This is a genomic window from Pseudomonas juntendi (assembly GCF_009932375.1).
GTDB classification, from domain to species: Bacteria; Pseudomonadota; Gammaproteobacteria; order Pseudomonadales; family Pseudomonadaceae; genus Aquipseudomonas; species Aquipseudomonas juntendi.
In genome coordinates this window covers 1-5,577 of record NZ_BLJG01000170.1, presented here as the reverse complement: position 1 = coordinate 5,577, position 5,577 = coordinate 1, and the positions used below count along the sequence as shown (strand labels likewise).

The 5,577-nt window shown below is 64.5% G+C and carries 4 protein-coding genes; all 4 read left to right on the top strand.

The features are described from left to right. On the top strand, nucleotides 1–803 hold an 803-nt coding region (locus GYA94_RS20235; RefSeq protein ID WP_161892961.1), incomplete at its 5' end, for a HAMP domain-containing sensor histidine kinase. 87 nt (nucleotides 804–890) lie between these two features. Then, nucleotides 891–1,790: a cysteine synthase CysM gene (gene cysM / locus GYA94_RS20230; RefSeq protein WP_033690658.1), complete on the top strand. Its 900-nt coding sequence runs from the start codon at nucleotides 891–893 to the stop codon at nucleotides 1,788–1,790. After that, a complete protein-coding gene (gene rlmD, locus GYA94_RS20225) occupies nucleotides 1,791–3,149 on the top strand; it encodes a 23S rRNA (uracil(1939)-C(5))-methyltransferase RlmD (RefSeq protein ID WP_110679045.1) in 1,359 nt (452 codons plus the stop codon). A gap of 97 nt (nucleotides 3,150–3,246) precedes the next feature. Then, entirely contained in the window at nucleotides 3,247–5,487 is a 2,241-nt protein-coding gene (gene relA, locus GYA94_RS20220; RefSeq protein WP_009684292.1) for a GTP diphosphokinase, read from the top strand. The last annotated feature ends 90 nt before the right edge of the window (nucleotides 5,488–5,577 follow it).

The following is a 5,577-nucleotide window of genomic DNA, read 5'->3' as shown; positions in this document are numbered from 1 at the left end:
GCGAGCAGGCCCGGGCCTGGCGTGCCGACCAGCTTTCGGCTCGCCTTGATTCGCGGCTCATCGCCCGGCACGACGAGCTGGGGGAACTGGCCCGCGCCTTCGACCAGATGGCCGAGCGGCTCCAGGGCACCGTCACCCTGCAACAACAGCTGCTGCGCGACTTGTCCCATGAAATGCGCACCCCCCTGAGCCGTTTGCGCGTGGCTTGCGACGGGGAAACCGATCTGCAACGCCTGCGCGAGCGCCTTGGTCGGGAACTGGACGGCATGCAGCAACTGGTCGAGGCAACCCTGCAACTGGCCTGGCAGGACGCCGAGCGTGCGCCGATGAACCTGGAGCCGATCGAGGTTCAGGCCTTGTGGGACCTGCTGGCCGAGAATGCCTGCTATGAAAGTGGCTGGGCGCCCACGCGGCTGCGTTGCGAAGTACCAGACGGTTGCTGGGTGCAGGGTAACCTCAACCACTTGGCCCAGGCGCTGGAGAACCTGCTGCGCAATGCCATTCGGTATTCGCCGGCCGACGGTGTCGTGCGCTTGGGTGGGCAACGTGAAGGTGGCTACTGGTGCCTGTGGCTGGAAGACGAGGGCGGTGGCGTGGGCGACGATGAGCTGGAGCGGATTTTCGCGCCGTTCTTGCGCCTGGACGGTTCGCGGCCCGGCGTGGGTGGCTTTGGCCTGGGGCTGAGCATTGCCCGCAGCGCCATCCAGCGCCAGGGTGGCACGCTGTGGGCGCAGAACGGCAAGCGCGGGTTACGCCTGTGCATGAGGTTGCCGGTGCAGCAGCCCCCATCATATAGCCTGTAGCTATATCCACTACAGATTGCGTGATATGGCGGGGAAGGGTTTGCCGGTATGATAGGCGCCCCTGCCGTCCGGATTGTGAAATACACCATGACCTTGCAGTACCCAACCATCGCCGATTGCGTCGGCAATACGCCACTGGTTCGCCTGCAGCGCATTGCTGGCCAAACCAGCAATACCCTCCTGCTCAAGCTCGAAGGTAACAATCCCGCCGGCTCGGTGAAGGACCGCCCGGCCCTGTCGATGATCACCCGCGCCGAGTTGCGTGGCCAGATCAAGCCCGGTGACACCCTGATCGAAGCCACCTCCGGCAACACCGGCATCGCCTTGGCGATGGCAGCGGCGATCAAGGGCTACAAGATGATCCTGATCATGCCGGACAACTCCACCGCTGAGCGAAAGGCGGCCATGACCGCCTACGGCGCCGAGCTGATTCTGGTGACCAAGGAAGAGGGCATGGAAGGTGCCCGCGACCTGGCCGAGAAGCTGCAGCGTGAAGGCCGCGGCCTGGTGCTGGACCAGTTCGCCAACGGTGACAACCCGGTTGCCCACTACAACAGCACCGGCCCGGAAATCTGGCAGCAGACACAGGGCAGCGTCACCCATTTCGTCAGCTCCATGGGGACCACCGGCACCATCATGGGCTGCTCGCAGTACCTGAAGGAGCAAAACCCGGCGGTGCAGATCATCGGCCTGCAACCGATGGAAGGTTCGGCCATCCCGGGTATCCGCCGTTGGCCGCAGGAGTACCTGCCGAAGATCTTCGACGCCACGCGCGTAGACCGCGTGGTCGACATGTCGCAGCAGGAAGCCGAAGACACCACCCGCCGCCTTGCCCGCGAAGAGGGCATTTTCTGCGGCGTGTCTTCCGGTGGTGCGGTTGCCGCCATGCTGCGCCTGTCCCGTGAGGTGGAGCATGCAGTAATGGTGGCGATCATTTGCGACCGCGGTGACCGTTACCTGTCCACCGGCCTGTTCGATCCCAGCTAAATGACCAAGAAAAAAACCAACAGCGGCCTGCGCTTCCAGCCGGCCGGCGGTAGCCGCAGCCCCCAGGTCCCCGTGGGCAAGAAGCAGCGCCTGGACATCGAGCGCCTGGCCGGCGACGGCCGTGGCATTGCCTTCCATGAAGGGCGTACCTGGTTCGTCAGTGGCGCCCTGGCCGGTGAGGCTGTGGAAGCGCGGGTGCTCAATGCGCGCGGCAAGGTGGTCGAGGCCCGCCTGGAGCGTGTGCTGCAGGCCAGCCCCGAGCGCCGTGAAGCCCCCTGTCGCCATTACAGCCGCTGTGGTGGCTGCACCCTGCAGCACCTGCCGCACGAGGCGCAACTGGCGCTGAAGCAGCGGACCTTGGCCGAACAACTGCAACGGGTGGCCGGTGTGCAGCCCGACGCCTGGGCGCCGCCGCTTAGCGGGCCAGCGTTCGGCTACCGGCGCCGTGCTCGCGTGGCGGTGCGCTGGGACGTCAAGGCGCGTGAGCTGCACGTCGGCTTCCGTGCCGAAGCCAGCCAGGACATCATCGCCATCGACGATTGCCCGGTGCTGGTACAGCCCTTGCAGTCGATTCTGCGCCACCTGCCGACGGTGCTGCGTTCGCTGGAAAAACCGCAGGCCCTGGGCCATGTGGAGCTGTTCAGCGGCTCTGCCGAAGCGCTGCTGGTGCGCCATGTGGCGCCATTGCCGGCGCAGGACCTGGCCCGGTTACAGGCGTTCTGCGAGCAGGCCAACGCGCAGTTATGGCTGCAAGGCGAAGGTGAACCGGCGCCCGTCGAACCTGCGGCGCCATTGGGCTTTGCCCTGGCGCCGTGGCAGCTTGAGCTGGCCTGGCGCCCTGGCGACTTCGTGCAGGTCAACGCCCAGGTCAATACGGCGATGATCGAGCAGGCGCTGGCCTGGCTTGCGCCGCAGGCCGATGAGCGGGTGCTCGACCTGTTCTGCGGCCTGGGCAACTTCGCCCTGCCGCTGGCACGCCTGGCGCGTGAAGTGGTAGCAGTGGAAGGTGTGCAGGCCATGGTCGATCGGGCCGCGGCCAACGCCAGAAACAACAATGTGCATAACGCACGGTTTTTTCAGGCCGATTTATCGCAGCCATTGGCCGGCACCGGATGGGCCGCCGAGGGCTTTTCTGCGGTACTCTTGGACCCACCGCGCGACGGTGCTTACGAGGTGGTGCAAGGCATCGCCCGCCTCAAGGCCAGCAGGCTGGTCTATGTATCGTGCAACCCGGCCACACTGGCGCGAGACGCCCAGGTGCTGGCCGGCCAGGGGTACCGGTTAACACGGGCCGGGATTCTCGACATGTTTCCTCAAACGGCGCATGTCGAGGCCATGGCGTTATTCGAAGCGGGCTAGCTGACTGGCCCCTTGGTGCGGCCGCCACGGAAGGGTGGCTGTACGGTGATCGCCAGCGCCGCCGTGAGTGCAGCGCTGTATGGAAAGGTAAAACAAGATGGTACAGGTGAGAGTGCACCAGCCGGTCAACACGGACGGCAGTATCAATCTCGATGCATGGCTGGATCATGTGGTAAGTGTCGATTCGGCACTGGATCGCGCAGCGCTGAAAGAAGCCTGCGAGTTTGCTCACGAGGTCGAAAAAAAGGGCAACCCCGCCAAGCATTCCTGGGCGGACGGCACGTCCAGCTTTCAGGCAGGGCTGGAAATTGCCGAAATCCTCGCCGACCTCAAGCTCGACCAGGATTCGCTGGTGGCCGCGGTCATCTACCGTTCGGTGCGCGAGGGGAAGGTCACGCTGGCCGAGGTCAGCCAGCGCTTTGGGCCGGTGGTCTCGAAGCTGATCGACGGCGTGTTGCGCATGGCCGCCATCAGCGCCAGCCTCAGCCCGCGGCAGTCGCTGGTATTGGGCTCGCAGGCGCAGGTCGAAAACCTGCGCAAGATGCTTGTGGCCATGGTCGATGACGTACGCGTGGCGCTGATCAAGCTGGCCGAGCGGACCTGCGCCATCCGTGCGGTCAAGGCGGCCGACGATGAGAAACGCCTGCGCGTCGCGCGTGAGGTGTTCGACATCTATGCGCCGTTGGCGCACCGCCTGGGTATCGGCCATATCAAGTGGGAACTGGAGGACTTGTCCTTCCGCTACCTGGAGCCCGAGCAGTACAAACAGATCGCCAAGTTGCTGCACGAGCGCCGGCTGGACCGCGAACGGTTCATCAGCGACGTGATGAACCAGCTGCAGAACGAACTGCTGGCCACCGGGGTGAAAGCCGACATCAGCGGCCGGGCAAAACACATTTATTCGATCTGGCGCAAGATGAAGCGCAAAGGCCTGGAATTCAGCCAGATCTACGATGTGCGCGCAGTGCGTGTGCTGGTGCCGGAAATTCGCGACTGCTATACCGCACTGGGTATCGTCCACACCTTGTGGCGGCACATCCCCAAAGAGTTCGACGACTACATCGCCAACCCCAAGGAGAACGGCTATCGCTCGTTGCACACGGCGGTAATCGGGCCTGAAGGCAAGGTGCTGGAAGTGCAGATCCGTACCCACGGCATGCACGAGGAAGCCGAGCTTGGCGTGTGCGCCCACTGGCGCTACAAAGGCACCGACGTCAAGCCAAGCTCCAACCACTACGAAGAAAAGATCTCCTGGCTGCGCCAGGTGCTGGAATGGCACGAAGAGCTGGGCGACATCGGTGGCCTGGCCGAGCAACTGCGGGTCGACATCGAGCCGGATCGGGTTTATGTGTTTACCCCGGACGGGCATGCCATCGACCTGCCCAAGGGTGCGACACCGCTGGACTTCGCCTACCGCGTGCACACCGAAATCGGCCACAACTGCCGCGGCGCCAAGATCAACGGCCGGATCGTGCCGCTGAACTACAGCCTGCAGACGGGCGAGCAGGTCGAGATCATCACCAGCAAGCACGGCAACCCGAGCCGTGACTGGTTGAACTCCAACCTGGGCTATGTCACCACGTCGCGGGCCCGGGCCAAGATCGTGCACTGGTTCAAGCTGCAGGCGCGCGACCAGAACGTGGCCGCCGGCAAGACCTTGCTCGAACGGGAGCTCAGCCGCCTGGGCCTGCCGCAGGTGGACTTCGAGCGCCTGGCGGAGAAAACCAACGTCAAGACCGCCGAAGACATGTTCGCTTCGCTCGGTGCTGGCGACCTGCGCCTGGCGCACCTGGTCAACGCTGCCCAGCAGTTGCTGGAGCCCGAGCGCATCGAGCAGATCGAACTGGTGCCGCGCAAGCCTGCCGGGCCGCGATCCGGCAAGCGTGGCGACATCCAGATCCAGGGGGTTGGCAACCTGCTGACGCAGATGGCCGGCTGCTGCCAGCCACTGCCGGGCGATGCCATCGTCGGTTACATCACGCAAGGCCGTGGCGTGAGCATTCACCGCCAGGATTGCGCCTCGGTGCTGCAACTGGCAGGCAAGGAACCGGAGCGCATGATCCAGGTGAGCTGGGGGCCGATACCGGTGCAGACCTACCCGGTCGACATCGTCATCCGTGCCTACGACCGCCCGGGGTTGCTGCGCGATGTGTCGCAGGTGCTACTGAACGAGAAGATCAACGTGCTGGCGGTGAACACCCGTTCGAACAAGGAAGACAACACCGCGCTGATGTCGCTGACCATCGAAATTCCAGGCCTGGACGCGCTGGGGCGGTTGTTGGGGCGCATCTCGCAGTTGCCGAACATCATCGAGACGCGGCGTAACCGTACCCCTTGAGACCGCGGCGCCTGCTTTGCGGGCTTGCCCGCTGCCACAGGTACGGTGCAGTTTTCGAAACCTGCATCCACCCTGTGGCAGCGGGCAAGC

Bases quoted from the DNA above. Each gene is read 5' to 3' on its own strand.
- relA (WP_009684292.1), top strand. From the start codon at position 3,247: ATGGTACAGGTGAGAGTGCACCAGCCGGTCAACACGGACGGCAGTATC.
- cysM (WP_033690658.1), top strand. From the start codon at position 891: ATGACCTTGCAGTACCCAACCATCGCCGATTGCGTCGGCAATACGCCA.
- rlmD (WP_110679045.1), top strand. From the start codon at position 1,791: ATGACCAAGAAAAAAACCAACAGCGGCCTGCGCTTCCAGCCGGCCGGC.